24 protein-coding genes are annotated in these 24,883 nt (G+C 44.4%); 4 read left to right on the top strand and 20 right to left on the bottom strand.

The window, feature by feature from the left end:
• Positions 1-43: 43 nt before the first annotated feature.
• The 19 genes from ybgF to OE749_RS12740 all read right to left on the bottom strand — a co-directional run bounded on the left by ybgF (position 44) and on the right by OE749_RS12740 (position 17,213).
• Positions 44-799, bottom strand: a complete 756-nt coding sequence (ybgF, locus tag OE749_RS12650) for a tol-pal system protein YbgF (RefSeq protein WP_263712828.1) — start codon at positions 797-799, stop codon at positions 44-46.
• 11 nt (positions 800-810) lie between these two features.
• Complete coding sequence (gene pal / locus OE749_RS12655) at positions 811-1,374, bottom strand: peptidoglycan-associated lipoprotein Pal (protein WP_263712829.1); 564 nt, start codon at positions 1,372-1,374, stop codon at positions 811-813.
• A gap of 49 nt (positions 1,375-1,423) precedes the next feature.
• Positions 1,424-2,773, bottom strand: coding sequence for a Tol-Pal system beta propeller repeat protein TolB (gene tolB, locus OE749_RS12660; RefSeq protein ID WP_263712830.1), 1,350 nt, complete (start codon positions 2,771-2,773; stop codon positions 1,424-1,426).
• A gap of 5 nt (positions 2,774-2,778) precedes the next feature.
• Entirely contained in the window at positions 2,779-3,591 is an 813-nt protein-coding gene (gene tolA / locus OE749_RS12665) for a cell envelope integrity protein TolA (RefSeq protein ID WP_263712831.1), read from the bottom strand.
• 69 nt (positions 3,592-3,660) lie between these two features.
• On the bottom strand, positions 3,661-4,089 hold the full coding sequence (tolR, locus tag OE749_RS12670) for a protein TolR (protein WP_263712832.1): 429 nt from the start codon (positions 4,087-4,089) through the stop codon (positions 3,661-3,663).
• 9 nt (positions 4,090-4,098) lie between these two features.
• A complete protein-coding gene (gene tolQ / locus OE749_RS12675) occupies positions 4,099-4,800 on the bottom strand; it encodes a protein TolQ (protein WP_263712833.1) in 702 nt (233 codons plus the stop codon).
• Positions 4,790-5,203, bottom strand: a complete 414-nt coding sequence (gene ybgC, locus OE749_RS12680) for a tol-pal system-associated acyl-CoA thioesterase (RefSeq protein WP_263712834.1) — start codon at positions 5,201-5,203, stop codon at positions 4,790-4,792. The genes tolQ and ybgC overlap by 11 nt, the downstream gene beginning before the upstream one ends.
• 915 nt (positions 5,204-6,118) lie before the next feature.
• Complete coding sequence (ruvB, locus tag OE749_RS12685; protein ID WP_263712835.1) at positions 6,119-7,123, bottom strand: Holliday junction branch migration DNA helicase RuvB; 1,005 nt, start codon at positions 7,121-7,123, stop codon at positions 6,119-6,121.
• 66 nt (positions 7,124-7,189) lie between these two features.
• Positions 7,190-7,810: a Holliday junction branch migration protein RuvA gene (gene ruvA, locus OE749_RS12690; RefSeq protein WP_263712836.1), complete on the bottom strand. Its 621-nt coding sequence runs from the start codon at positions 7,808-7,810 to the stop codon at positions 7,190-7,192.
• A 22-nt stretch (positions 7,811-7,832) separates the two neighbouring features.
• Positions 7,833-8,354, bottom strand: coding sequence for a crossover junction endodeoxyribonuclease RuvC (gene ruvC / locus OE749_RS12695; RefSeq protein WP_263712837.1), 522 nt, complete (start codon positions 8,352-8,354; stop codon positions 7,833-7,835).
• 17 nt (positions 8,355-8,371) lie between these two features.
• Positions 8,372-9,109, bottom strand: coding sequence for a YebC/PmpR family DNA-binding transcriptional regulator (locus tag OE749_RS12700; RefSeq protein ID WP_263712838.1), 738 nt, complete (start codon positions 9,107-9,109; stop codon positions 8,372-8,374).
• Positions 9,110-9,135: 26 nt separating this feature from the next.
• Positions 9,136-9,570: a dihydroneopterin triphosphate diphosphatase gene (gene nudB / locus OE749_RS12705; protein ID WP_263712839.1), complete on the bottom strand. Its 435-nt coding sequence runs from the start codon at positions 9,568-9,570 to the stop codon at positions 9,136-9,138.
• A gap of 8 nt (positions 9,571-9,578) precedes the next feature.
• Positions 9,579-11,342: an aspartate--tRNA ligase gene (gene aspS, locus OE749_RS12710; RefSeq protein ID WP_263712840.1), complete on the bottom strand. Its 1,764-nt coding sequence runs from the start codon at positions 11,340-11,342 to the stop codon at positions 9,579-9,581.
• Between the two features lie 253 nt (positions 11,343-11,595).
• The gene (locus OE749_RS12715; RefSeq protein WP_263712841.1) at positions 11,596-12,957 is read right to left on the bottom strand and encodes a sigma 54-interacting transcriptional regulator; all 1,362 of its coding nucleotides are present in this window, start codon (positions 12,955-12,957) and stop codon (positions 11,596-11,598) included.
• On the bottom strand, positions 12,954-13,544 hold the full coding sequence (locus OE749_RS12720; RefSeq protein WP_263712842.1) for a hypothetical protein: 591 nt from the start codon (positions 13,542-13,544) through the stop codon (positions 12,954-12,956). The genes OE749_RS12715 and OE749_RS12720 overlap by 4 nt, the downstream gene beginning before the upstream one ends.
• Positions 13,541-14,947, bottom strand: a complete 1,407-nt coding sequence (locus OE749_RS12725) for a sensor histidine kinase (RefSeq protein WP_263712843.1) — start codon at positions 14,945-14,947, stop codon at positions 13,541-13,543. Before OE749_RS12725 ends, OE749_RS12720 begins: the two co-directional genes overlap by 4 nt.
• Positions 14,948-14,983: 36 nt before the next feature.
• Positions 14,984-15,316 carry an EF-hand domain-containing protein gene (locus tag OE749_RS12730; RefSeq protein ID WP_263712844.1) on the bottom strand — a complete coding sequence of 111 codons (333 nt, stop codon included), beginning with the start codon at positions 15,314-15,316 and terminating at the stop codon, positions 14,984-14,986.
• 425 nt (positions 15,317-15,741) lie between these two features.
• Positions 15,742-16,191: a tellurite resistance TerB family protein gene (locus tag OE749_RS12735; protein ID WP_263712845.1), complete on the bottom strand. Its 450-nt coding sequence runs from the start codon at positions 16,189-16,191 to the stop codon at positions 15,742-15,744.
• On the bottom strand, positions 16,191-17,213 hold the full coding sequence (locus OE749_RS12740; protein WP_263712846.1) for an NAD(P)/FAD-dependent oxidoreductase: 1,023 nt from the start codon (positions 17,211-17,213) through the stop codon (positions 16,191-16,193). Before OE749_RS12740 ends, OE749_RS12735 begins: the two co-directional genes overlap by 1 nt.
• 196 nt (positions 17,214-17,409) lie before the next feature.
• Between OE749_RS12740 and OE749_RS12745 the strand changes: the two genes are divergently transcribed.
• From OE749_RS12745 to OE749_RS12760, 4 genes are all read left to right on the top strand, one after another.
• Positions 17,410-19,149, top strand: a complete 1,740-nt coding sequence (locus OE749_RS12745; protein ID WP_263712847.1) for a DUF4856 domain-containing protein — start codon at positions 17,410-17,412, stop codon at positions 19,147-19,149.
• Between the two features lie 87 nt (positions 19,150-19,236).
• Entirely contained in the window at positions 19,237-20,499 is a 1,263-nt protein-coding gene (locus OE749_RS12750; RefSeq protein ID WP_263712848.1) for an imelysin family protein, read from the top strand.
• A 40-nt stretch (positions 20,500-20,539) separates the two neighbouring features.
• Positions 20,540-22,741, top strand: a complete 2,202-nt coding sequence (locus OE749_RS12755) for a TonB-dependent receptor family protein (RefSeq protein WP_263712849.1) — start codon at positions 20,540-20,542, stop codon at positions 22,739-22,741.
• Between the two features lie 6 nt (positions 22,742-22,747).
• Complete coding sequence (locus OE749_RS12760) at positions 22,748-23,770, top strand: sterol desaturase family protein (protein WP_263712850.1); 1,023 nt, start codon at positions 22,748-22,750, stop codon at positions 23,768-23,770.
• Between the two features lie 69 nt (positions 23,771-23,839).
• Here OE749_RS12760 and OE749_RS12765 read toward each other — a convergent pair whose 3' ends face one another.
• Positions 23,840-24,883 carry an ABC transporter ATP-binding protein gene (locus OE749_RS12765; RefSeq protein ID WP_263712851.1) on the bottom strand — a complete coding sequence of 348 codons (1,044 nt, stop codon included), beginning with the start codon at positions 24,881-24,883 and terminating at the stop codon, positions 23,840-23,842.

The raw sequence follows: 24,883 nt of genomic DNA on the forward strand, positions 1-24,883 counted from the left end.
AAAGGCAACATAATGATGTGTAATCTACCGCCCCAACCTATTGTTAATTCAAACTTCTTAGACGCGTTTCAGCTAATTTTTTTGACGCAGAGTCAGGGTATTCATTCATGACTTGCTCATATAACTGTTTAGCTCTTGCTACATTTCCGCGCTTTTGCTCTACAACACCCAATTTAAAAATCGCATCTGCGCGTTTATTAGAATCAGGATACGTTGCAATGAGCACTTGAAATTGTTCACTCGCGCCTGACCAGTCTTGTTTATTAAACAATAGCTGACCTAGCCAATAATGCGCGTTAGGGGCAAAACTTGAATTAGGGTACTGATTTAAGAAACGCTGAAACTCTGGAATCGCTTCATCGTACTTCTTTTCTTTTAAAATCAGATTGACGGCTTTATCGTACAATGATGACTCATCTAACGATGCATATGATGCAACACTGTTCGCAGTACTGACATTCCCCTGTGATGGTACAGCAGATTGTACACTGGCACTTGTGACCGCTGCGATGCGTTTATCTATTTCTAGGTATAACTCTCGCTGGCGTTGGAGTATGTTTTCGAGCTGATAGTTGTGCTTTTCTAACGTGCCTCGTAGTTCGTTTACTTCATCTTGCAAGGTATCAAGTTGCTCCTGAACACGATGCTGTGCCCCTGTACGGGCATTAACCATGCGCTCAAGTGTTTCGATACGCTGATCAATACTATTCGTGTTAACGTCTGATACAGGCGCAGGAGCCGCTATTACAGCGGCCCCCGTAGAAAGTAAAAGACTACACGCTAATGTGCGAATAATCATATATTTCTATTCTATTGATAAACTAAAACACCACGGCGGTTCTTAGCAAATGCAGATTGTCCACCACCAACAACAGCTGGCTTTTCTTCACCGTAAGATACAACAGATAACTGACTAGGGTTAACGCCTGCATTAACCAAGTAAGTTTCTACAGATTTTGCACGGCGCTCACCCAGAGCGATATTGTATTCAGGCGTGCCACGCTCATCACAGTGACCTTCAATCACAATCTTTTGGTTAGGATTTTTAATTAGGAAGTCTGCGTGCTTGTCTAGAATTGGATACGCATCAGAACGGATCGCTGAGCGATCAAAATCGAAGTAAACAACTTGCTCATTGCGAAGCTCTTGGAGTTTTTGCTCGCGCATTTCAGTTGCAGACATAACTGGCTTGGCTGCATTTGCAACTGCAGCAGCTTCTGCTTCGCGACGCTGACGCTCCATTTCAGCCTGCTCTTGTGCAGCACGGTTTGCTTCAGCTTCTGACATCTCATCCGCATTGTTAGACGAACAAGCCATCATTGTTACAACTGGCAAAGCGATCAGCATGCCTTTGAAAACTTTATTAAGTTGCATCCTCTTAATCCTTATAGTTATCTAAGTTCTAATTCTGTGTGCCAAGCGTTTACAGTAAAAACGGTGACCAGCTTGGCGACTTAACCTGGCCATTGGCAGCAGGTAAGCGTGCTTTAAACCTTCCATCCAACGAGACAAGTGACAACACCTGTACGTTCTGATGCAAAGTACTATATATGATCATGCTTCCATTCGGGGCAATGCTAGGTGACTCATCTAAAAATGTCTTCGTCAGCACTTGCATATTGCCATTTTCCAAATCTTGTTTAGCGATATGATAGTTTCCTCGGGTGCGATTCACCAACACCAGTTGATTTCCATTCGGTGTTACCGTTCCCCCTAAGTTCATTTCGCCATCAAACGTAATACGCCTAATTTTGTTATTAGCTAAATTTACGCGATAAAGTTGAGGTTTACCACCCCGTTCTGACGTAAAAATCAAGCTCTTACCGTCAGGTGTCCAACCTGGCTCAGTATCAATCGACCTATTTTTGGTAATTCGACGCAACTGCTTAGAACGTAAATCCATAATATAAATTTCAGGATTGCCGTCTTTCGACAATACCATCGCGAGTTGTTTTCCATCTGGAGAAAAAACCGGAGCACCATTTATACCAGGAAAATCAGTTATTCGAGTTCGACTCATAGTATAGATGTCTTGAATAAAAATTTGTGGTTTCTTGCTTTCAAAACTAACGTACGCAAGCTGTTTGCCATCAGGCGACCACGAGGGAGACATCAATGGTTCTTTAGAGCGCAATAAAATGGTTTCGTTAGCGCCATCATAGTCCGCAACCACTAACTGATAGGGAAAATCAAATTTTTCTCTGTCTCGCACAATCACATATGCAATTCGAGTCAAAAATGCGCCTTTTTCTCCCGTGAGCTGTTCATACACAATATCGCTGATTCTGTGCGCGTATTGCCTGAATTCATCACCACTAATCACCGCTTGCCACGAGTCAAAGACATGATCTTGGCTGTTTACTAAACGCCCATTGCTCAGCGCCTGTGAGCGACCGCCAGTAATCTGCCCACGAATTACATCAATGACTTCAACAGAGACTTTATAACGATCCATGCCTTGCTCTTCGACGCTCCCCACCACAATGGCTTCAACGCCGGCTTCGGCCCATATGCTATAGTCTACTTCCGAGTCTTGGCTTGGAAACTGAGGCATTCTCGACGCATCAAGCGGATTAAACTTTCCACTTCTTCGTAAATCGGCTGACACAATGTTTGTCAGACGCTCGGGCATCACACCTTCGCCTTTCCAACGAAATGGTACAACGCCAATTGGCCGTGCCGTATCGATACCCTCGGTAATTACAATCTCTAATGTCGCTTTCGCTTGTATGCTGACCAACGCGGTCATAAGAACCAATATCTTTTTTAACATGTACCTTACTGACTCATGGTTAAATTAAAACTTCTAAACTCTTCAAATACTTCCGGATCTTTAGGTACAGGCAACGTGACTGCACTTAGCACAGCATTCTCAGAGGCCCGACATATTCTATCACTCCCTTTCAAGACCTTTACGTCCACCACTAAACCATTGGAAGCCAACTTGATATTCAACCGGCATGATGTGCCTTTCATAGAATCATCAACAATCCACTTTTGCTTAATCGTATTGCTAATCAATGCGGTGTATCGCTGTACTTCAGTTAAAACCTGCTGGCGTCGCTGCCTACTGCGTATTGCTTGCTCTGCTTGAAGCTGCTCCTGAAGCAACTGTTCTTCAACTCTGCGAGCCTCCGCTTCCAGCATTTTTTTCTCAGCTTCTCGCTTGGCTTTTTCTTCTGCCTCTTTACGTGCCTTTTCTTTCTTTTCTTTTTCTTTGCGAGCGATTTCCTCTGCCTTTTTCTTTTCAGCTTCTTTCTTCAATCGCTCTTTTTCACGGGCCTCAGCTTGCCTTTTTTCTGCTTCACGCTTCTTTGCTTCAGCGGCCGCTTGCGCCTTCTGACGCCGCGCTTCTGCCTGTCTTTGCTTCTCTTTTTCGGCTCGCAGCCTGCGCTCGCGCTCCTCTTGCTTTTTACGCTCAGCGGCTTCCGCTTTACGCCTTTCTTCACGTTGTTTAGCACGTTTCTCATCTTCAATTTTCTTGAAGATTTCATCAACTTGCGATTGCTCAATCATTACCGCTTCAATGGGCATGATATTCATTGCCAATTCTGGGGCTGGCTCGGGCGTATGAAAATTAACACTGGTCACCAGCACTCCGACTATACATAAGTGCAATAACGCAGATTTCAACCAAAAGGGTGAGACATTCCCCATAAATTACTTCTTCTCTTCTGGCGAGTCCGTCATGAGTCCTACAGAAGGAACGCCTGCTCTTTGCAATAACACCATCAGTTGCACAACATTGTTGTATGGCACTGTACCATCGCCTTTGACGACTACAGGGGTGGTAGGCTCCAACTTAAGTTGTGCTGCAACAATAGTTGCTAAATCTACAGGATCCAATGGTGAATCTTGTGACTCACCGACGTTGAGGAAATACTCACCACTGGCGTTCACAGATGCAATAATAGGAGGTTTAGTTTCTTCCGCTAATGGCTGCGCGTCAGCCTTGGGCAAATCCACTTTTACCCCTTGTGTTACCAACGGCGCAGTGACCATAAAAATAATCAACAAAACCAGCATAACATCAATATAAGGTACCACATTGATTTCTGAGACTGGCCGTCTGCGTTTTCTTACAAACATAGCAATTCCTTACGCAGTGGCTTCCTGACTAACACGTTGCTGTGCGTGAGCTTGTCGGTGCAAAATACTAGAAAACTCTTCCATAAAGTTGCCATAACTGTTTTCGAGACGTTCAACTTGATGGCTAAAACGGTTGTAAGCGATAACCGCAGGAATGGCGGCGAACAAGCCCATTGCCGTAGCAATAAGCGCTTCAGCAATGCCAGGAGCAACCATCGCAAGTGTGGCTTGTTGCACTTCACCCAACGCGATAAATGCGTTCATGATCCCCCAAACTGTTCCAAATAACCCAATATACGGACTAATCGACCCAGCGGTAGCCAAAAACGGTAAGTGACTTTCCAGTGCGTCGACTTCACGCGAGAGACTTACCCGCATGGCTCTGTATGTTCCATCCATAACTGCATCTGACGATGCTGTACCCGCTTTTCTTAAACGTACATACTCTTTGAAACCCGAACAAAACAAACTTGCCATACCTTGTACAGAAGAACGCGCAGACAGCTCTTGATATAGCTTGTTAAGATCAACACCTGACCAGAATTTATCTTCAAACTTTTTCATTTCACTTTTTGCATCTTTTAACGCTTTACTGCGTTGGAAAATAAAAGCCCAAGAAATAACTGACACAGCGAGTAGTGTTAGCATAACTAGTTGAACAAGAAAGCTTGCCTGAAGAAACAGGTCAAAAAAGGATAACTCAGACGACACGAGACATTTCCCCTAAAATTGCATCTGGAATTTTACATGGCTTCATAATACTGAAGTTGATGCATGCGACTTTAATTGTCGCTTTTACCAGACATTGATTGTTAGCATTATTTATTTGTTGAAAAAAAACGACGCTTGCGCGCTTCAATTCTACTATCTGGCTGTGAATACTCAAGATTTCGTTGAACCGTGCAGCGCGAATATTGTCCATTTCCACGTGTTTGACGACAAAACCAACAGATTGTTCCAATAGTTGATCTTGTTCAAAGCCCATTTCTCTCAACCACTCTGTTCGCGCTCGTTCTAAAAACTTCAAGTAATTGGCATAATAAACAATTCCGCCAGCATCCGTATCTTCGTAATACACCCTAACTGGCATAGTATGTTTAACTACATTGGACATTTCGATACTTGCTCTCTACCCTCATGAAAATAGTCATTCATGTTGTCTTTACATTAACCCATAAGTCGTACGTTGTTATCTCTCAAGCCTCTTAAGTCTCTTAAGCAAGATTCTTTCCAACTTAAAATTTGATACATAAATTACGAATAAGTATGTCAACGCTATGAATACTGTTGGAGAATACCAAGTAAATCTGCACTTAAACAGTCCAGTTGGAAAAAATCAAAGAGATACAAGGAGTTAATAGCTCAGCACACGCAAACAGATCAGACCAGAAGGTCAATAAAAAGAGTGTTAGGCATGAATCATTATTCAGCCAGCATGAATTTAGAAGAGGTGTTTACATTTTTTTCACAATACATATATTAATAGAACATTATTTAATCAATATATAAAACCCCTTAATTATAAAGGGATTAATAAGCATCAGTCGTCATGTAAAAAACTTCCCTAGAATATCATACGCATCTATTCATTAGTTTTTGTAATCTGAAAAAACAATTTTTCTCAGTTGTGTAGATTTATTACATCCGTAAAATACACCTTGTTTTCTGAGCTAGCGCGAGATTATCAAATCAGTCGATAGACAGATGCAGTTGTCAATTCTCCTGTTGACATATTTGTTCCCTGGAAATTTTTTCCTTCCTTCAACACTTGTTGCTTTGCCCGCGAATTTCGCGGGCTTTTTTTTGTCTTCGATTTGCTACATTAGATTGGTTTTTCTGAATGATATTAGACATGCAATCTCATTCTCTGTACTTTACTGTTGCCTGAAAGAGTGAATCTGCTCGTGATGATGGGTTGTTTTACACAAAGCGTCGCAACCAGTGGGTCATTCTATTAACGCAATCTCAAGTCGCAGCAAAACCTGCTAACCCCATATGAGAGAATAGAGTGCAACGCCTCCATTGCACACTAATCTTGCGGCGTAAATCCGAAATGTGTATAGGCGCGTTGCGTGGCGATACGACCTCTTGGAGTTCTTTGCAGAAAACCCTGTTGAATTAAGAAGGGCTCAATCACATCTTCAATGGTGTCTTTTTCCTCGCCAATAGCTGCCGCTAGATTATCTAAACCAACAGGCCCGCCCATAAACTTATCTAGAATGGCAACAAGTAGCTTTCTGTCCATATAGTCGAACCCTTCCTTATCGACATCAAGCATATCAAGCGCTCTTGCTGCAACGTCTGCATTAATTTGCCCATTGGCTTTAATTTCTGCATAGTCTCTTACTCGGCGCAATAATCTATTGGCAATTCTAGGTGTTCCTCTGGCGCGCCTGGCAACTTCGATGGCTCCGTCTTCATCCATGTGCAGATTTAAATATTTTGCAGAACGAGAAACAATATTGGTTAAGTCTTGAACGTTGTAATATTCCAGCCGTTGCACGATACCAAATCGATCACGTAAAGGAGATGTGAGTGAGCCCGCTCGAGTCGTAGCGCCCACTAAGGTGAAAGGCGGTAAATCAAGTTTGATTGAACGGGCCGCTGGCCCTTCTCCTATCATGATATCTAACTGATAGTCTTCCATTGCTGGATATAGTACTTCCTCAACAACAGGGCTTAACCGATGTATTTCGTCTATAAATAAGACATCATTTTCTTCAAGGTTAGTGAGTAGCGCGGCCAAATCACCAGCCTTTTCCAACACCGGGCCAGATGTTGTTTTAATACTTACGCCCATTTCGTTGGCAACAATATTGGCCAACGTGGTTTTACCTAGCCCCGGCGGCCCAAAAATAAGCAAATGATCAAGCGCGTCATTTCGATTGCGAGCCGCCTGAATAAAAATATCCATTTGCTCTCTAACATGATCCTGACCGCTATAATCTTCCAACATTTTTGGCCGGATGGCACGATCAATCACGTCATCTTCATTGCTCGCACCAGCGTGTACTATACGATCTGCTTCTATCATGTTATTTTACACTTAATCAAACACTGTATTCTTATACAGGATAATTTTACCAATGTATAGCGCGAACTACGCCACTGAACGTAAAGATTCTCGAATTAGCGCTTCGCTACTCATATCATCTTTAAACACTGACTGCACCATTTTACTCGCTTGCTGCGGCTTATAGCCGAGCGCCACCAGTGCACTTAAGGCTTCTTCTCTGGCATCATCTGCCATAACAAACGTAGAGCCTTGCTCCTGTTCTTGCATTATCGGTAAATCTGACTCAGTACCTGAAATGGTAAACTTCTTAAGTCTATCGCGCATTTCAACCACTAATCGTTCGGCAGTTTTCTTGCCAACACCCGGTAACTTTACAAGCCCCGACACGTCATCATGACTAACGCATTGAACAAATTGCTCTGCAGACATACCAGATAAAATGGTTAACGCTAACTTAGGCCCAACACCATTCACTTTAATCAACTCTCTGAATAGAGCTCGAGCGCCTTTATCTGCAAAACCAAATAATAACTGTGCATCTTCTCTTACAATAAAGTGTGTGAAAATGGTTGCTTCTTCGCCGACTGTCGGCAAATTATAGAAGCTGGTCATGGGTAATTGAATTTCATACCCCACACCCGAAGCTTCAATCACAATTTCAGGGGGCGTTTTCTCAATGAGTGTGCCACGTATTCTGCCAATCATAATGTGTGTCTCTACTGTTAACTTATCTCAATCTACCACGCACCACTTTGCGTGCTTGACCTGCCATACTAATTAAGCTTTGCTGGGTGTGACCGTGGCATAAAGCAACTGCCAACGCATCAGCAGCGTCGGCTTGAGGCGATGCACTAAGTTTAAGTAAATGCATCACCATATGTTGTACCTGAGTTTTATCGGCGCTGCCTTTGCCAACTACCGACTGTTTTATCTGCCGCGCAGAATATTCTGCAACAGGCAACTGCGCACAGGTTGCAGCAACAATGGCTGCGCCTCTTGCTTGTCCCAACTTTAGCGCGGAGTCGGGATTTTTAGCCATAAATACTTGCTCAATCGCAAAGAGTTGAGGTTGATACTGAGCAATAATTTCACTCACACCATTAAATATTTGGTTTAGGCGACCAGCAAGCTCTTCGCCTTTTACTCGAATGCAGCCGCTCGCCACATATTCCATTTTCGCACCAACCTGTTTAACTACGCCGTATCCCGTAATACGAGAACCGGGATCAATGCCGAGTATTATTGCCACCAAACTCTCCGAGATGCTTATTCACTAGGATTATCTAACATTGATGCATTTGAATACACTTCCTGTACGTCATCAATGTCTTCCAACATATCAATTAGCGTCATAAATAACGCTGCATTGTCTCCGTCTAGTTCCACTTTAGTCGATGGCACCATTGTCACTTCCGCATGAATAGCGACTAACTTTTGTTGATCCAAATAGTCTTTAATTTTGCCGAAATCATCAGGTTGTGTGTACACGTGCACTACCTCTTGATTTTCTACTACTACATCTTCTGCACCAGCGTCGAGCGCAGCGTCCATAATACGTTCTTCCAGTGCCATATCATCAAAAGTAATCACACCCAATTTAGTAAACAAGTACGATACCGAACCATCCGTGCCTAAATTACCGCCATGTTTCGAAAACGCATGTCTGACCGCACTGACTGTGCGGTTGCGATTGTCTGTCAAGGTTTCTACCATAATCGCCGTGCCTGATGGACCGTATCCTTCATAGACAATACTCTCCATAGCGTCGCCATCAAGATTCCCCGCACCACGCGCAACCGCATTATCTATGGTGTCTCGCTTCATATTGTTCGACAGCGCCTTGTCAATTGCAGCTCGGAGTCTGGGATTAGATGTGGGATCGTCCCCTCCTTCCCTAGCCGACACAACGAGCTCGCGAATCAACTTTGTAAAAATTTTTCCTCGCTTAGCATCTTGCGCTGCCTTACGATGTTTAATGTTCGCCCATTTACTATGTCCGGCCATAGTGCTCTCCGAGTGGTAATCCGTATTCAGGGAATGAAGGTTGCTATTGCGCTTTTATTTGTATCAGACCACGCCTTGCGTATTGCTGTCGGCTTATCCAACCAAATAAAATCCAAGTGCTCAGTAAGCGTTAAGATGAAGGCTGAGTCTATTTGCGCACGAAAAACATGTTCGATGTTGGTAGTGGTTCCTGGTGGATAGCGATGTATCCAGGCTTTTCTAATGACATACTCGTTGGTTTTGCCGCAGTCAATAATTGGGATGTTAAGTGAGACTAAGTCTAACCCAGTTTCTTCTGCCACTTCTCTGTACGCGGTATCTATTGGTAATTCACCATTTTCCATAGATCCTGTTACAGATTGCCAGAAAGTGGGATCATCTTCACGCTGAAGCAAGAGAACGCGCCCGTGTTGGTCATATAACACAACCAACACAGACTCAGGACGTTTATATGACGCCAAGTGTGTACTTATTCGTCGTTTTTCACTGTTGACTGAATCGCCAACTCTTCTAATTGCTGAGGGTTTGCCTCTCCTGGAGCGTCAGTCAGTGGGCACGCCGCGGTGGTGGTTTTTGGAAACGCCATGACATCGCGAATAGACGTCGTCCCTGTCATTAGCATCACTAAACGGTCTAGCCCAAAGGCTAATCCAGCATGAGGTGGCGCACCGAATTTTAGTGCTTCGAGTAGGAAGCCAAATTTCACTTCGGCTTCTTCATCTGAGATACCCAATAAGCGGAACACCTCAGCTTGCATAGCCTGGTCATGAATACGAACAGAACCGCCGCCTAATTCCACGCCATTTAGTACCATATCATACGCGTTGGAAATAGCGTTGGCAGCGTCATTTGCAAGCTCTTCTGGGGTCATATCTCTTGGCGCAGTAAACGGGTGGTGCAAAGCGTGTAGTTGGCCGTCAACCTCTTCAAACATTGGGAAGTCGACCACCCAAAGCGGACGCCACTCTCCCTCTAGAAGATCAAAATCTTCACCTAACTTCAAGCGTAAAGCGCCCATTGCCTCCGAAACTACTGTTGCATTGTCTGCACCAAACAAAATGATGTCGCCTGTTTCAGCTTGCGTTCTCGCTAACAGTTCATTCACAACAGTTTCATTCAAGAACTTAAGGATGGGAGACTGTAAGCCGTCCATGCCTGCCGATTTATCATTCACTTTCAGCCAAGCCAGGCCTTTAGCACCATAAATGCCAACAAACTTACCGTAATCGTCGATTTGTTTACGCGACAACGACGCTCCACCCGGCACACGTATGACTGTTACGCGTCCTTTTTCATCATTTGCAGGTCCAGAGAATACTTTGAATTCTACGTCTTTGAGAATATCTGCAACATCCACTAGCTCAAGTGGGTTACGTAAATCAGGCTTATCGCTACCGAAACGGCGCATTGCGTCGGCGTAAGTCATGCGAGGAAACTCACCTAAATCTACATTTAGCATCTTCATGAATAAATCGCGAATCATGCCTTCTGTGATATTCATTACGCCTTCGGCGTCGAGAAATGTGGTTTCAATATCGATTTGAGTAAATTCAGGCTGTCTATCTGCGCGTAAATCTTCATCACGGAAGCATTTAACGATTTGATAATAACGGTCCATTCCCGACATCATTAGCAACTGCTTGAATAGCTGCGGAGATTGAGGCAAAGCAAAGAACTGGCCTTTGTGCGTGCGGCTTGGAACCAAGTAGTCACGCGCGCCTTCAGGGGTAGCTTTAGTGAGAATTGGCGTTTCGATATCCAAGAAACCGTCATTTTCTAGATAGTTACGTACCGCGCTGGTAACACGGGCACGGAATTTAAGGCGGTCAGACATGAGCGGTCTACGCAAATCCAAATAACGGTATTTTAAACGTTGCTCTTCGCTATTCTCTTGATTCCAGTCAAGCGGCAATACGGCAGCCTTGTTCAGAATCACTAAGTCTTTACCTAGAATCTCGATTTCACCCGTGCGCATGTCTTTATTAATTTGCCCTTCTGGACGCGCGCGCACCAAACCCTTTATCTGAACACAAAACTCGTTACGAACACTGTTCGCGACATTAAAAAGCGCTTCTAGATCAGGGTCGTAAACGACTTGTACAATGCCTTCACGATCGCGTAAGTCTAAAAAGATAACCCCACCAAGGTCGCGTCGCTTGTTTACCCAGCCACAAAGTGTGACTTCCTGTCCGATATGAGATGCGTTGATATTGCCGCAATAATCTGTTCGCATGAACTGTGCCTCTGTTGCGCGTTTACAGACACGCATGTGTGTTAACATAAGTATGAATAAGCCGAATAGTATAAACGAACCGATTTAAATGCACAGTAGGTGATCGGCCCGTTTGACCAAAAAATCAGCGAAAGGTGAAAGTCAGTCGCGCTTTGCTGCACAAATAATGGCCCAACAAAGCGCGCTGACCTTTTTCAGCTCGCGATTGTCGAAAAAATACCGCGAGAGATATGAAAAGAAACTGGCGCGCCGGTTAAATAGCGACCGCTTCTTGTCGGAAGTCGGCCGATTGCAAACTGTGTTTTTTCATGAGCTTGTGCATGTCTGTCCGATTTCGACCTGCCAACTCAGCCGCACGGGTCACATTCCCTTCGGTCATCTTAAGCAGCTTCAGTAAATAGCTGTGTTCAAATGCATCTCTGGCCTCAGTCAACGTTGGCCATTTTTGTTCCGATGCAGACAGTGCCTGTTCTACCAAATGTACAGGGATCACAGGCGTATGCGTTAGTGCGACACACTGCTCAACCACATTAACCAGCTGCCTGACATTGCCCGGCCAAGGTGCTGTCGCTAGCATTTGCAATGCATCGTCTGAAAAACGATTCGCTTCTACATCATGACGCTCTGCGCTTTGCTCTAAAAGATAACGAGCCAATAGTGGAATATCTTCCGAACGCTCTCGTAACGTTGGCAACTTTAAATTGACAACATTGAGGCGGTAATACAAATCTTCACGAAAGGCGTTATCGGCCATTTCCTGAGCCAGATCTTTATGGGTAGCAGAAATGATTCTGACATCAATAGGAACTTGTTTAGTGCTCCCAACAGGCCGAATCTGCCGTTCTTGAATGGCTCTTAATAACTTCACTTGCAACGGAATCGGCATATCACCAATTTCATCAAGGAACAAAGTGCCGCCTTCAGCTTCACGAAACAGCCCGGCATGCGCATTCACGGCGCCAGTAAATGCCCCCTTTGAATGCCCAAACAACTCAGATTCAAGTAAATTTTCGGGTAACGCACCGCAGTTAATGGCAACAAAAGGTTTATCAGCACGCTTACTCGCCTTATGCAAGGCACGAGCAAGCAACTCCTTCCCCGTCCCACTGGCACCGGAGATCAATACACTCACATCTCTTTGCGCAACGCGGTGTGCCTGATCTAGTAACTGCTCCATCTGTACCGAGCGTGTAATAATATGTGCACACCAGTCTTCTCTTGCTGCTGATTGGCGTTGTTTCAGCGCATTTGAGAGTAACTCGCGCAATGAATCGTGGGAAATAGGCTTAGTCAAAAAGCCAAATACTCCCCGCTGAGTAGCAGACACCGCGTCTTCTATCGTGCCATGTGCAGTCATTAATATAACGGGAATGTCTTTTCGCAACGCCACAATTTCTTCGTACAAGGTCATGCCATCCATGCCTGGCATTCTCAAGTCACTGAGCACAGCTGCATAAGAATGGGTGTTTAGCATTTTTAAGGCATCTTTGCCGCCATTAACACTATCTACTTGATAACCTTCACCTTCAAGCCTAAGCGTCATTAAGCGCAATAGGTTCTCGTCGTCATCGACAAGTAAAATGCGTGCATCATTCACGTTATGATTAAGACTCATTGATTACTTCCGTCTCCTCGAGGCACCATAGACGCCTCTATTTTCATTAACTTTTCAATTTTGGCTTGCTGTTGAGCAATTCGCTCCGCCTGCTCTTCAATTTGCTTCTCTGCAGCGGCGTTAAGCCGGCTCAATACCGTCACAGCAGATTCTAGCTCCAACATTTGCTGGCTAACCGCAATCACATTATGCTCAATGAACGCTGACATTTTAGGTGATAACGTAGGTAGCAAATCAGTCGCCCAATTCACGGCTCGTAAACGGTCTTGATAAGGCGTATTTGCAGCCTGACTCAGCAGCACTTTTTTCAACTTTTCTTCAGGTGAATCACCTAGTCCTATTAAGGTTTCTTTCCTTGTTTGCCAATCAAGTTTGAACCCATCAAGCCAGAATTGTGTCCAGTAAGCGAAGTCACATACTTCGCTTCGATAACCATCATCTATCTCATCTTCAGTATGTTCGGCGGCTTGCATTGAGATAAACACACACTGATTTTCTTCTTTCGCTGCGGCTACATTATTTCCGTTAGTTATTTCGCATCCTGAAATAAGTAGGCCAAGCGCACAAGTAATAAACTTGTACTTCATTGACTCTCTCCATTTTGAGGCAAAGTGACTCGTACACACACATCAGCATAATCTACATCAACAATTTCAGCATGACCATGCATCATTCGAGCGCAATCTGCGACGATGGATAAGCCCAATCCAGATCCCGTTACGCGGTCATGGCGATATCCTTCACCGCGTTTGAAAGGCGTAAATACAGACTGGCGCATTTCCTGCTCAATCTTTCGCCCTCGATTTGCCACATCTAATACCACGTGTTTTTTATGTACATACAATTTGATATACACAGGTGAGGATTTCGCACCATGTGCTAACGCATTAGACAGCAGGTTGTCTAAAATTCGCCTGAATAGCTTTTCATCAACCACCATAGACGGCACATTTAAATCCAATTCAATAGGGTTGCTATTTTGCTTGATAGCAAGGGAATTATCTGCCATGAACACATCAATAAGTTGCTGTGGATCTACCTGCGTATATTCAGGTTTAGCCTGCTGGAGTAACATATTGTAGTCGAGCAGCTGCTCAATCAGCGTATTGAGCCTTTCGGCAGCACCATTTAATAACGTGACCACTTCTTTTTGGGAATCACTTAACTCACCCACTATCTCATCAGAAAGTAACGAACATCCTTCTTTCATACTCGCCAAAGGCGTTTTCAACTCATGAGATGCATGCCTAAGCAGTGCTTTACGTAAATTTTCTAACTGAATAAGACGGTCAGACAAGTTGCTCAACTTATGTTCAACTTCAATTAATTCTTTTGGCCCACGCTTAGACACTTTAGGCAGCTTTTCGGCTTGATTAGCAATCATGCCAATCATTCGTTCGATCTTCTCAACAGGAGAGAGTATCACGCGCGTGGCAAACCAGATAAGAGGTAACGATAGCCCTACCATCAACACAGTTGACCAAAACTGGGTTTGTTGAACCGTACTCACGAACACTTTATGACCTTGAATACGCTTTTCTAAATGACGATCGACGTCTTTTCCAATGGCGCTCAGCGCTTGCCTGAAGGCCGCCAGTTGCGCATTAAGTAGCAATTCATCTAATACGATCTGATTATTCTCAAACCAATTCAGGCGATTTTGCATGTCCTGACAATTCGCCTGCTTTTCAAGTTCATTGCATATCCCGGCAAACAGCCCTTTGCTTCTGGCGTAATATTGAGACAACAGAGACTTAAGCTCAGGGTTTTGAATAACATTGAATTGCCGAACATTACGCTCAATGTTGGATGCCATAGTTTCTACTTCGCTCATCTTACGTGTAAGCTCAATGGCATATTCGGCTTCAGTAGAAGCGATTTTACTCATACTGCTCAATGCCGTACGGCTTTGCAGGAGCAAAATCCCCAGCGGAACAAGCGCGATAAGAAAACTAAAGACGATGACCTGTCTTAACGACGCAAATTGCATGCTACCTCATTTAAACAATCTTTGTGTTTACTGACTTCATATCGAAGGCAGATCATTAATGTTGTTACTTTGCTGCTTTGTTTCAGCAGTACTTTGCTTAGAAGCCCGCACGCCACAAAGCAAAAATTCATGTGTAGACAGTACGCCATCTTTATTCAAATCAACTCGGTGGAATTGAGCGAGTAAAGGTGCACTAGCTACCGCTTCTGCGATAGAAATTTGGTTGTTGCCGTCCTTATCTAGTATCTGTATTTGATTGTCATCGACAGTCAAATTACAGGAATGCGAATGCTCTATGGCAAAAGCAGATAATGAATATACGTACACAAACAAAGAAGTGGCGAGCAAAATATTACGATTTGATGCCATGATTCCCTCCACAGCGTGGTAAAAATTTATTCCGTGTAGTATATCAAAAAATATAGGCATCCTTGCCCAAAATTACCATAATTCGGTAAAAAGAAGTGAACCGCGCTGTAAACAGACTTTGTCCCACGACCAGACAAAAAACGGATTCTCCTGTCTCACAGCTAACTCCTCCATGGTACTTCAGTCTCAGGAACCAGTTGACTGACGCTGTGCCAAAGCCTCTTTACAAAGTGCGTGCCAGTTTTACATTTTCCTTATATTTCAATAAGTTAAAAATAATGATGACAAAAGCAGACAGATAGATGTTACCCAATTGATACACCCACCCACCAACTACAAAAAAAACATTACATTTCAACACCTTATAGTGTATCTTTTTTGCGACACCAATAAACATAAAGCCAAATATTTACTAAAAAAAGGGGTCACTGACCTGACACTACATTCAGTTTTGTTTTGATAAACTGGCTGTGTGGTAAGTAAAGTAAATCAGCTAACTTACGAATAAGGTGCTCCTCATGGGGATCAAGTTTGTGATCTGAAAAAGCCATCTGCCACAACATCGTCAATATTTGTTCTTTTTCTTTGATGTCGCAATGTTGATTAATTACCCGAGTATACTCCACTAAATCTACAGCCTGAGAAGCCTGTTCATGCGATGCCTTTAGCAACGTGGCAATTTCGTCTTCAGGTAAATTAAAATGCGACCGAATCAGTAATGTGCATGCTTCTCTTTCTTTTGGTGTTAACTGATGATCGGCTCGCATAATTTCATAGAGCAAAACGGCCGTACACAGTTCGACAGAGTGTGACGTATTCCCACCGTCTTCTGATGACAAAGACTGACGAAACCATTCCTTAACAGACTTGAGCATTAGCCCTCCTTTGTTGTTTGCGCAATGATACTCTCAAATAGCGAGTTACTGGCCTGAAATGCAGCCTGAAACGATGCACCAAAGCTCCAATCTCCACCTGCGAAAACAGTATTGCATTTGCTCTGAAAAATTCCGATGGGAGCTTCTCCTAGAGCAGGTCTGGCAAACCGCCAATAATGTCGATAACTGCTTGTTACTTTTAACGCGCTTACCCCGAACATATCACACAATGTCTGCTTTGCAGTCGCTAATAGCGCGTCCTCATCAATCTGGGGATGGCGATCTGAAAATTCATGGGAAAAATACACCACCCACGTTTGATGAATATTGGGGGAGCGACTCAGTGTTTTCGACGTGTCCAAGCACACCACTTGTATATCTGATTGCTCAACATGAATAAGTTTAGCATGCGTATTAATCGGTTGAGCTATCTCCATCGCAACAGACCAGCAACTTGTCCAGTTCTGGCTGGTTTTGCCAGTGAATTCGTCAGCGTCAGGAATATCCTCCAGCAATAAACGCGTTTGCGGCCAAGGCGCAGTCATCACAATACTATCAAACAAGCCATAACTGCCTTCTTGCTCGTCCCAAAGGAGCCAACCTTCAGGTAGTCTTTGGAAGTGAGCCACCTTCGCTTGAGTTTTTAACTCACTACCTTGCAACCAACGTTGGCAAGCATCATTAACCCCACGAGGAAAAGCATAACGAGTGACAGGCTGTTTGCCCTCGTCTGCATCGTCATTTTTGGCGTTTAATTCACCGTTGTAAGTGAAGGCTTTATCTGGCCAACGGACTGCCACCCCATCACTCACGCAACGTTCCATAAAGGTCAAGAACGCGTCATTGTACGCAGGGATCACCGGCGCTCCCATATCAAAGCTGCCCCACTCCGTTTTTTTATGACACGCTCTGCCAGCGGTCCCCCGTGACTTTTCTAGTACTGTGACGTCAGCACCGCTGTTTGTCAGTTTATTTGCGAGTAAACATCCTGTTACCCCAGCCCCTACAATACCTATCCGCATGCTTTTATCCCCGCTTTAACACCTTTAATGTCCCACCTATTTGCCTGATACGAAGATATTTATAGAAAAGGACAAAAATTCTTACGAGAAAAAGCGAGACAAGAAGTTAAATGACTTTGATTCTCATTTAGTTTTGTATAATATGTAGCGTCACTATTATAACGATATAAATTTATTTACCGCTCACGAGGATATCATGTTAACAATGAAGCGCTCTCGCATTGCTTTGGCTGTAGCTATCGCTACTTTAGGATTAACGGCATGTGGTGGAGGTAGCTCCTCTTCACCAGCCCCAGCCCCTACACCGTCAAAATCAGCACCTACTGACATTTCCTTATCCTCTATATCGATAACGGAAAATGTTAAAGGCGGTGTTGTCGGTGAGCTTACAGTGACCGACAGCGATTCTGGTGATAGGCATATGTTCACCACCTCAGATGAGCGTTTTGTTATCGATGGCACAACCCTCAAACTGGCTGACAATACGGCATTCAATTTTGAAAACACACAAACGGTTGATGTAGACATTACTGTATTTGACGGTACGTTCACTTTTAATAAAACCTTGTCTTTAACCATCGAAGATACCCTTGATTTCTATGAATTCGAGAGCAAAATCAATCCAGGAGCGTCGTCAGTATCGTACAGCGGTCAAACTGCACGTCATTTGCTGATTAACGATTTAAATGCACTGATTGGCGCGCAACTGGGCGACTCAAGCACGTTCGATAGCAACGGCACATTTACGTCAAAACAAGACGTACTTGATGCGCTAAATTCATACTTTGATGTTACTGATTATGAAGCACTCTCTGAACGTGCCCTTTTGACCACAACCACGCCAGCAGCGGATCAAACAACCCTTTCTGCTGTATCTTCTTCCTCTAAAAATCTTGTGGGCAAAATTGCTGGTAATGACGCAACAGGGCAGCACAAAGATTGGAACAACGGCGACTTCATGGGTTGGGGTGCTACGGGTTCAACAACGCCTGAAAAATTAGTGCGTGAATACTTTGATATGCTTGCTACTAACGCCGAAACACAACTGGCTGGTACAACACGTCAAGACCCATTCGGCAACGATATTACTACACTTTACCTTACCGATGACGGTCGCGATCTTAAGCAACTCATTCAAAAATTCTTGCTGATGTCTGTGGCATTCTCACAAGGCGCTGATGACTATCTAGATGACGACACAGCGGGTAAAGGTTTGTTGTCAGATCACGAAGACACGACAACAGGCAAGGCTTACACTGCGCTTGAACATCAGTTTGACGAAGGATTCGGCTATTTTGGCGCAGCACGTAACTATTTAGATTACAGCGATGAAGAGCTTGCTCAAAAAGGCGGACGCGACAACTGGCAGGGCTATTACGATACCAATGGCGATGGCAAGATTGACTTCACATCAGAGTATAATTTCGGCCAATCAATCAATGCTGCAAAACGTGATCTAGGCGCTACAGTGGCTACGGATTACACGGCAGAAGCAATGAACGCCTTTCTTCAAGGTCGTAAATTACTTAACGACACTGCAGGAACAGCGCTGACCGTCGCACAGCTTACAGAATTGCAAGACTATAGAGATACCGCACTATTGGCGTGGGAAAAATCTATTGCCGCGACGGTTGTACACTACATCAATGACTCGATTGCAGATTTGAACGCAATTGGTACCGATGAATTTAGTTACAGCAATCTTGCAAAACATTGGTCAGAAATGAAAGGTTTCGCACTGGGCTTCCAGTTTAACCGTCGCTCTCCGATGATGAAAGTCGATGGCGATTTTGAAAAGCTGCACACTTTTATGAAAGATGCACCTGTGCTTACAGGTGACGCAGAAGTAACGGCTTACATCAAAGACTTACAAGACGCCAGAGCACTAATTCAAGCGGCATACGGATTCAACGAAGAGAATGTCGCTAACTGGTAAACGTTTGTTTTTACATTAAATTATGATCGAAATAAAGGTTGGTTCGTAAGAATCGACCTTTTTGCATTTTTATATGCAGGATAAATTTTGGAGAAGTTATTCGTGTTTTCGCTTAACAAAATTAAACAAGCAATGGTGCTAAGTGTTGCTTTAACTGCGACTTTCTCGTTGAGTGGCTGCGGTGAAAGTAGCAGTAGCGAACAGGGTGAACAATTTGGTGGTTCACCACAGACTCCCCCTACCACTCCCACGCAATTTAACCAAAAAGCATTGCTGGAAAGTGTGGCAAACAATGTTATTTTGCCTACGTATAAATTATTCGCAGATAACACCGTATCGCTAAGCGCAGCAATATCTGGATATTGTGATGCTCAGCGAGCCAGTAGCAATGATACGGCAAGCTGGAAAACCCAGTCACAACAACAGTGGCAAGATGCCATGGTGACTTGGCAAATGGCAGAGATGATGCAAATCGGCCCCTTGCTTGAGAACAATAGCAATTTACGTAACAAAATTTACTCATGGCCAAATACCTCTTCTTGCGCAGTAGACCAAGATGTTGTGCTATCGGAACAAGCAGATTACGACATCGCCACACGCACGGTAAGCCGAAAAGGATTAGATGCACTTGAATATTTGTTGTTTAACGACACGCTAGATCATTCTTGCACCTCTTTTGGCTCAGAACCGGTAGGATGGGACGCAAGAACAGACGAACAAAAAGTGCAAGCACGTTGTGCTTATGCAGAAAAAGTGGCTGCAGATTTAACCATTCAAGCGCAAGTACTGCTCAATGCATGGGAAGGCGACGATAATAGCGGATACAAAAATATATTTATTAATGCGGGTGAACCAGGCAATGCGTTTACTGACGCACAAGCCGCGGTAAACGATATCTCTGATGCCATGTTTTACATAGATAGCGCGACGAAAGACGCAAAACTTGCTGCGCCACTCGGTATTATTGCTAACGACTGTGGTCTGAGTGTATGCCCAGAGAATGTCGAGTCACCCTATGCCCAGCATTCTTTGCAAAATATCACCGCTAACATTAAGGCACTCAACTTGTTATTCAAAGGCGGGGAATCTAGCGATGCGGTAGGCTTTGACGACTACCTTGTAGATGTAGGAGACAGCGACACTGCGCTTCAAATGACGGCGGATCTTACGCAGGCACTTGAATATGCACAAAGTTTGCAAAACACACTGACACACCTTCTTGAGAATAACCCAGACAGCGCCAGAACACTTCATGGCGAGGTGAAAGACGTGACGGATAAAATGAAAGCCGATTTCATTCAAAGTTTGTCATTAGAGCTTCCAGCAACCTCTGCTGGTGACAACGACTAAACAATCATTGATGGCATATTTAGAATAAAGTGAACACCTTATGAAATATTCGTTACTTGCGACCCTTATCACGGGTTTAGTGACTACAGGGGCGACGGCACAAACGCCCGACTCAGCGAATCTAGAACGTATTAGCGTGCTTGGCGCACGCAATGACATGAGCTCTATCGCGGGCTCTGTTGCACTCATAGATGAAACCGAATTAGAAAAATTTGAATATGATGATATTGCACGCATTCTAGCCACAGTGCCGGGTGTGAACATCCGTCAGGAAGATGGCTATGGTCTGCGTCCTAATATTGGCTTTCGTGGTGTCACACCAGAACGTAGTAAAAAAATCAATATCATGGAAGACGGTGTGTTGATTGGGCCAGCCCCCTACTCTGCGCCTGCTGCATATTATTTTCCAATGACCAGCAGAATGACAGCAATTGAAGTGACCAAAGGCCCATCAACAATCAAATACGGCCCTAACACCGTAGCTGGGGCGCTAAACTTGGTTACACGTCCTGTTCCCGTATCAAGTGAGGGCGGAATTGATGTTGCACTAGGCGGAGACGGTTACCAAAAAGCACACAGTTTTTATGGTAACACGATTGGACAAACTGGATTTTTATTTGAAGGGTTGCACCTATCTGCTGATGGTTTCAAGACGCTAGACACGGGTGGGGACACTGGGTTTGAAAAAACCGACTTAATGGCAAAGTTTAATCATGAGTTTGCTACAGGTAACGTTAACCATCTCTTGGAGCTCAAACTCGGCTACACCGAAGAAACATCGGATGAAACCTATTTGGGACTAACAGACAGCGATTTTCGTGAATCACCTTATCGACGTTACGCTGCCTCTCAGTTAGATAAAATGGACTGGGAACACACGCAAGCGCTATTCACCTATCATTTAGAAGCAGATGCATTCAATCTCACAACACGCGTATACCGAAACGATTTTGAGCGTGCATGGTTTAAAGTAAACGGATTTGCCAGTTCACTGGGCGCTACGCCAACGCTGCAAGCTATTTTAAACGCACCAGATTCAGACGCCTATAATCGCTATTACAATGTGCTCACTGGCGCTACAGATAGCACGTTGCAAGAGATCATTGTATTGGGCAACAACGACAGAGAATATTACTCACAGGGCATTCAAATTGATGGCGAATACCGATTCACTCTTATGAATTTAGCCCATCGTTTTGAAGCAGGCGTGCGGTTTCATGAAGATGAGATTCAGCGCAATCACACTGAACAACGTTTTTTCATGCGAAGCAGTGAATTAGTGAATACAGGAGAAGGTATCACGCCGACATCCACCAATACTGAGCAAAGCGAGACAGTCTCTGTATACCTTCAGGATACTGTTGACTTAGGCGCTATCTTATTGACAGCCGGCGTACGAGGTGAGTTTATTGATAGCGACTATCAAAACCGTACCACGGGTTTTGAGCAAGATTATCAACGAAAGTCGTATCGTATTTGGTTACCTAGCATCAGTGCTTACTATCGTCTCGATGCTAACAGTGGAATCTTCGGTGGCGTGCATAAAGGATTCGTACCAACAAGTCCCATTCAAGATGCAGCATTAGAGGCAGAAAAAAGTACCAATTATGAATTGGGATATCGTTATGCCAATAATGGAACCCAAGCTGAAATCGTCGGCTTTTACAGTGACTACAGTAACTTAAAAGAGAGTTGCTCTAATTCAGCTGGCTGCGATACTGATGAGGAGTTCAATGCGGGTGAAGTGGATATATACGGGCTTGAAGTAAGCGCTGGTCAGCGCTATACGCTTTCTGACTCGTTAACAATGCCTGTACACTTGAGTTACACCTACACCGATTCAGAATTTAACCAAACATTTTATTCTGACTTTGAGCAATGGGGATTTGTGAATAATGGCGATGCAGTGCCTTATCTCGCTGAACACATGGCAAGTTTGTCTGTCGGATTAGAGGGACAAAATTGGCTCGTATCTGCCATTTTAAGCTATTCTGGTGCGATGCCTGAAGCCGCGCAAACTGCTCTCACGGGTGATGCCAGAGATGCGACATTGGCAGGGGTTGAAACAGACAGTTACACCACCTTAGACCTCACAGCAAACTACCAATTATCAGCGCGTAGTGAAGTGTACGCAAAAGCCGATAATTTATTAGATGACGAGAGCATTGTCAGCCGTCGCCCCTATGGCGCGCGCCCAAACAAGCCACGTCAGTTTGTTGTCGGCTATAAATACCGGTTTTAAGTCAATATGTTAGCAGGCCTGACAGAATTTCTTCAGAGCAGTGTGATGTCACTGCCTGATTATCTTTTAAGTGCAAATCGACGTACGTTTGGTTTGTACTTACTGTCGGCCTGTTTACTTGCTATTCCTGCGTATTTTGTTCACAAAAAACAAAAAACCTTATCAGGTTTTGCCGGTTATCTTTTCAATCGACGAATTTGGCTGCATGATTCTGCCAAGTTAGATTACGGCCTGTTTATTGTTAATCGATTAACGCGTGCATTGCTATGGGCCCCAATAGTACTGACTATGGTGCCCATAGCAATGGGCGTAAGTGGTGCGCTAGAATCCTTGTTCGGTCACCCTGCTCCACTGACCTCACATCCTCTCGTAGTGATTAGTGTATTTACACTGCTGTTATTTTTATTGGATGATCTCACGCGGTTTCTATTACATTTGGCATTTCACAAAGTGCCAATGTTGTGGGAATTTCACAAGGTACATCATTCAGCAAAAGTGCTTACTCCCATCACCATTTATCGAACACATCCCCTTGAGAGCTACCTATACGCGTGCCGCCTTGCGTTAGCACAAGGAATTGCAGTCGGCATTGGTTATGTCCTCTTCGGACAATCATTGACGATGCTGGATGTAATGGGGGCTAACATCTTCGTGTTTGTATTTAACATCATGGGGGCAAACCTGCGCCATTCGCATGTGCGCTGGTCATGGGGAGATATCATTGAGCGCTGGTTTATTAGCCCTGCACAGCACCAAATCCACCATAGTGACAACCCCAAGCACTTCGACCGTAATCTCGGTTCGGCATTGGCGATTTGGGATCGATTAGCTAACACGCTAGTGTTGTCATCAAGCGCTACTCGCATTCGATTTGGATTAGGTAAGCACCAGCCACACCATCAAACACTATGGGCGTGCTATATTGATCCCTTCAAGGCACTGGTTAACACGTATCGCTCCAAACCAGAAAAAGATGCGTTGTCCTCGCTACATTCATCGAACACGCCCAAAGCGCCTACGATAGACTGAGGTAGTCGAGGCTTCTGCTGATGCGCTAAGTTAGCTAAGAAGGCTTAACTGACTCTTGCTCAATAATACTTAACTTGCTCTGGCAAACATCACCACGTGAGCCAAGTCCGTCTTAATCCCGAATTGCTCCCCCACCTCATGATCGTGGTGACTCGGTGCTAGACACAGTAGCGGCACATGACTCCCTTCTACCCCTAATTCGTACATGATGTGAGACCCTCTGAACATACGGTTTAAAATTCTTGCTTTCTGCGGGCTTTTGTCGTCATGCTCTATGTCATCAGGGCGCACAAGTACTTCAACTCGCGCCCCTTTATCAAACTGATGTTGAGCAGATAATGCAAATTGCCCTAAGCAACAATCCACTTGATGGTGCTCAGTAATCACGCCTGGAATTAACACACCACTGCCAATAAAATCCGCGACAAAGCGGCTAACAGGTCGATGGTATAAACCATAGGCGCTATCCCACTGGTGCAATGCGCCGTCGCACATCACGCCGATAACATCCGCTATAGCAAAAGCCTCATGTTGATCATGGGTGACCATTAAAGCCGACGTTTTTTGATGTTTTAAGATACGTCGAATATCTTTCGCGAGCTCTTCTCTTAGGTCAGCATCTAAGCTCGAAAAAGGTTCATCAAGCAGAATTAAATCTGGCTCTGGCGCTAATGCTCTAGCCAATGCGACACGCTGTTGTTGGCCACCTGATAACTCATGCGGATAGCGCTCACCAATATTTGGCAACCCGATGAGGTCAAGCATGGCATCGACACGCGCGTGACGTTGTTCTTGAGGAACAGTATGTAAACCAAACGCGATATTGTCTGCAATACTCATATGTGGGAATAATGCAAAATCCTGAAACACCACCGACATGTGTCGTTTTTCGGGTGGAATGTGCGTAGACGCGCTGCTAACCAACGCACCACGAAGCTCTATGCTTCCCGATGCCACATGCTCAAAACCAGCAATAGCGCGTAACGTTGAGGTTTTTCCACAACCCGACGGCCCAAGTAAACAGCCAATTTGCCCCTCTTTCAACGACAAAGACACATAGTTTACTGCGGTTACATTGCCATAACGGATTTGGATATCGTTTAGGGTCAACAT

The organism is Fluctibacter corallii (assembly GCF_025751585.1).
In the GTDB taxonomy this organism is placed as follows: domain Bacteria; phylum Pseudomonadota; class Gammaproteobacteria; order Enterobacterales; family Alteromonadaceae; genus Fluctibacter_A; species Fluctibacter_A corallii.

Excerpts from the sequence above, each read along its gene's own strand:
- OE749_RS12720 (WP_263712842.1), bottom strand. The coding sequence starts at position 13,544 with ATGAAGTACAAGTTTATTACTTGTGCGCTTGGCCTACTTATTTCAGGA.
- OE749_RS12715 (WP_263712841.1), bottom strand. The coding sequence starts at position 12,957 with ATGAGTCTTAATCATAACGTGAATGATGCACGCATTTTACTTGTCGAT.
- OE749_RS12745 (WP_263712847.1), top strand. The coding sequence starts at position 17,410 with ATGTTAACAATGAAGCGCTCTCGCATTGCTTTGGCTGTAGCTATCGCT.
- OE749_RS12765 (WP_263712851.1), bottom strand. The coding sequence starts at position 24,883 with ATGTTGACCCTAAACGATATCCAAATCCGTTATGGCAATGTAACCGCA.
- OE749_RS12725 (WP_263712843.1), bottom strand. The coding sequence starts at position 14,947 with ATGCAATTTGCGTCGTTAAGACAGGTCATCGTCTTTAGTTTTCTTATC.
- pal (WP_263712829.1), bottom strand. The coding sequence starts at position 1,374 with ATGCAACTTAATAAAGTTTTCAAAGGCATGCTGATCGCTTTGCCAGTT.
- aspS (WP_263712840.1), bottom strand. The coding sequence starts at position 11,342 with ATGCGAACAGATTATTGCGGCAATATCAACGCATCTCATATCGGACAG.
- OE749_RS12730 (WP_263712844.1), bottom strand. The coding sequence starts at position 15,316 with ATGGCATCAAATCGTAATATTTTGCTCGCCACTTCTTTGTTTGTGTAC.
- OE749_RS12740 (WP_263712846.1), bottom strand. The coding sequence starts at position 17,213 with ATGCGGATAGGTATTGTAGGGGCTGGGGTAACAGGATGTTTACTCGCA.
- ybgF (WP_263712828.1), bottom strand. The coding sequence starts at position 799 with ATGATTATTCGCACATTAGCGTGTAGTCTTTTACTTTCTACGGGGGCC.
- ruvB (WP_263712835.1), bottom strand. The coding sequence starts at position 7,123 with ATGATAGAAGCAGATCGTATAGTACACGCTGGTGCGAGCAATGAAGAT.
- OE749_RS12735 (WP_263712845.1), bottom strand. The coding sequence starts at position 16,191 with ATGCTCAAGTCTGTTAAGGAATGGTTTCGTCAGTCTTTGTCATCAGAA.
- tolB (WP_263712830.1), bottom strand. The coding sequence starts at position 2,773 with ATGTTAAAAAAGATATTGGTTCTTATGACCGCGTTGGTCAGCATACAA.
- OE749_RS12760 (WP_263712850.1), top strand. The coding sequence starts at position 22,748 with ATGTTAGCAGGCCTGACAGAATTTCTTCAGAGCAGTGTGATGTCACTG.
- ruvA (WP_263712836.1), bottom strand. The coding sequence starts at position 7,810 with ATGATTGGCAGAATACGTGGCACACTCATTGAGAAAACGCCCCCTGAA.
- tolR (WP_263712832.1), bottom strand. The coding sequence starts at position 4,089 with ATGTTTGTAAGAAAACGCAGACGGCCAGTCTCAGAAATCAATGTGGTA.
- ybgC (WP_263712834.1), bottom strand. The coding sequence starts at position 5,203 with ATGTCCAATGTAGTTAAACATACTATGCCAGTTAGGGTGTATTACGAA.
- OE749_RS12700 (WP_263712838.1), bottom strand. The coding sequence starts at position 9,109 with ATGGCCGGACATAGTAAATGGGCGAACATTAAACATCGTAAGGCAGCG.
- OE749_RS12755 (WP_263712849.1), top strand. The coding sequence starts at position 20,540 with ATGAAATATTCGTTACTTGCGACCCTTATCACGGGTTTAGTGACTACA.